We start from the raw sequence: 2,166 nt of genomic DNA, 5'->3' as shown, positions 1-2,166 counted from the left end.
GCCCACGTCCGGGCGAAAAAGGGGGCGAACTCACCGGTCCGAGCCCCGTGGACCGGGGCAAGCCGGGTTCCAAGATGCACGTCCTGTCGGACGCGAACGGACTGCCCCTGGTCGTCGGCGTCTCGGCCGCCAACACCCACGACAGCCAGGCCCTGAAGCCCATGCTGCTCGGTCACCAAACGAGACACGACCCCCACCGCGGCCGTCATTTCAAGCCCCAGCGCCTGCACGCCGACAAGGCCTACGACATACCTGAGCTGCGGAAATGGCTCCGCGGGAAACGCATCGGCGTCCGCATCGCCCGCAAGGGCATCGAGTCGTCCGAACGACTCGGGCGCCGCAGGTGGGTGATCGAGCGGACCATGTCCTGGCTGACCGGATACCGCCGCCTCAACCACCGCTACGAACGCCATCCCCGCAACTACCTGGCCTTCCTCGGCCTCGCCGCGGCCATCTGCTGCTACAAACGACTCCTCCGCCTCACCACATAGAACACGGTCTAACCGAACGTCACTGTGATGACAGAGCTGCTTGTCGTTTCGCTTCGGGAGAATAGGCCCATTGAGCCTGCGTTTGAGGAGTGCGCCTGCATCAAGGCGCAGGGCTGTGGCGTGGTCGTGGACGTGCCTCCTGTGCACGCAAGCCCCCGGTTGGGTGAGTGGGCGGCCCGGAGCTCGACCCCCGGCGTGGAGACTCAGCCGCCGGTACGCGCCACCTTCGTGAGGGCGGAGAAGCCGAGTCCTCCGAAGCCGGCCTTCTCGGCCTCGTTCAGGTTTTCCACGGCGGCCTTGAGCAGCCGGGCCTTGAAGCCCGTGGCCTGCATGAGGTCGAGCCCGGCACGGCAGCCCTCGGCGTATGCGCTCAGATGGGCGATGTCGGTCTCGTGCTGGTCGCTCGCGATCGCGGCGACCGACTCCTCCGCCACGACGGCGAAGGTCTGGAAGAGCATCTCGCTCAGCGCGTTGAAGGTCTCCGGGACGACGCCCTGGTCCAGGGCGTAGGTCGCTGCCTCGACGTAGGCGCTCAGCGCCGGCACGTAGAACGCGCCCATGATGCCGGCGTCGAGCACGCTGGCGGCCTTGACGTCGCCCGACACCAGCGTCGCGTAGACGCCCGTCGCCATCAGGGTCTGCTCGTGTTCGGCCCACGCCTCCGGTGAGCCCGAGTAGAGGACCAGGCCCTCCTCGGTGCCGATCTGCGGCGGGTAGCAGAGAATCGCGCCGTCGAGGTACGGAACGCCGCGCTCCCCGGCCCAGGCCTGCCATTCCTCGGCCTGTGCCGGGGCGCCGGTGCCGACGTTGACCAGTGTGGTGCCGCTCCAGTCGGTGACACCCGCGAGCACCTCACGCGCCGCGTCGTACGTCGAGACGCAGGCGACCACCAGTTTCGAGGACCGCACGGCCTCGTCGACGTCCTGGATCGGGCTCACTCCGTGGGGCGCGAGGGCCTCAGCCTTGGCCGGGGAGCGGTTCCACGCGGCCGTCTTACGGCCCTTGGCGGCGAAGTTGCGGGCCAGCGCGGCGCCCATGGGTCCGCAGCCGAGCACGGCCACGTCGTACGTCTTGGCTCCTGTGGTGTCAGACATTGCGTTTCCTCTCTGTCGACGGAACTGAAGGTTCGAGGGACGGTGGTCAAAAGGCGCGCAGCCGAGACCGACTGGGACGACCGACATCCACTGGTGGACGGATCAGACCGTTTGAAGCGTCGGTGGCGAGACCGCCTCGAAGTCGAAGAGTTGCTCGATCTCGTCACGGATCGGCCTCTACTCGCCGTTTCTGCGGCCGTGGCTTCACTGTCGCCAGCCAAGACCGTCGGCGATAACGACAGCGAGCACCTGTTCTGCGCGGATCCGGTGCACGGTGCACACGCCAGTCCGCACCGCTCGACACCGCCAACCGCGCCATCCCCCCGGACCAACGGCCGCATCCGGTGCCCATGGGCCCGGTCAACTGGTTGAAGTTTCAACGTTGTCTAGCCCGCCGCGCGGACCGGCGGACCGACAACCCCCACGCGATCGTCACCCGGGTCACCAGACCGGCCTGCCCCCGCACATCGCCCAGGTCATCGCTGGACACCAGGACATCAACGTCACCCTCGGCTACAAGACGCTCTATCCCGACGAGGCCGTCCAAGCTCATCTGGCCTTCTTGGCTCGTCGACGAGCCA

Annotated in this window: 1 protein-coding gene and 2 pseudogenes; 2 read left to right on the top strand and 1 reads right to left on the bottom strand. The window is 67.7% G+C overall.

Annotated elements, in window-relative coordinates:
• Positions 1-491 (top strand): annotated as a pseudogene (locus tag CCN56_RS36930) (IS5 family transposase); the annotation flags it as partial.
• A gap of 203 nt (positions 492-694) precedes the next feature.
• Here CCN56_RS36930 and CCN56_RS36925 read toward each other — a convergent pair.
• The gene (locus CCN56_RS36925; protein ID WP_179200125.1) at positions 695-1,585 is read right to left on the bottom strand and encodes an NAD(P)-dependent oxidoreductase; all 891 of its coding nucleotides are present in this window, start codon (positions 1,583-1,585) and stop codon (positions 695-697) included.
• A 382-nt stretch (positions 1,586-1,967) separates the two neighbouring features.
• Here CCN56_RS36925 and CCN56_RS44005 point away from each other — a divergent pair.
• A pseudogene (locus tag CCN56_RS44005) lies at positions 1,968-2,166 on the top strand (hypothetical protein); the annotation flags it as partial.

The sequence above is a fragment of the Streptomyces sp. NRRL B-24572 genome, from assembly GCF_002156145.1.
Lineage (GTDB): Bacteria > Actinomycetota > Actinomycetes > Streptomycetales > Streptomycetaceae > Streptomyces > Streptomyces vietnamensis.
Note: the sequence above shows the minus strand (reverse complement) of the source record. Positions and strands in the feature narration are given on the sequence as shown.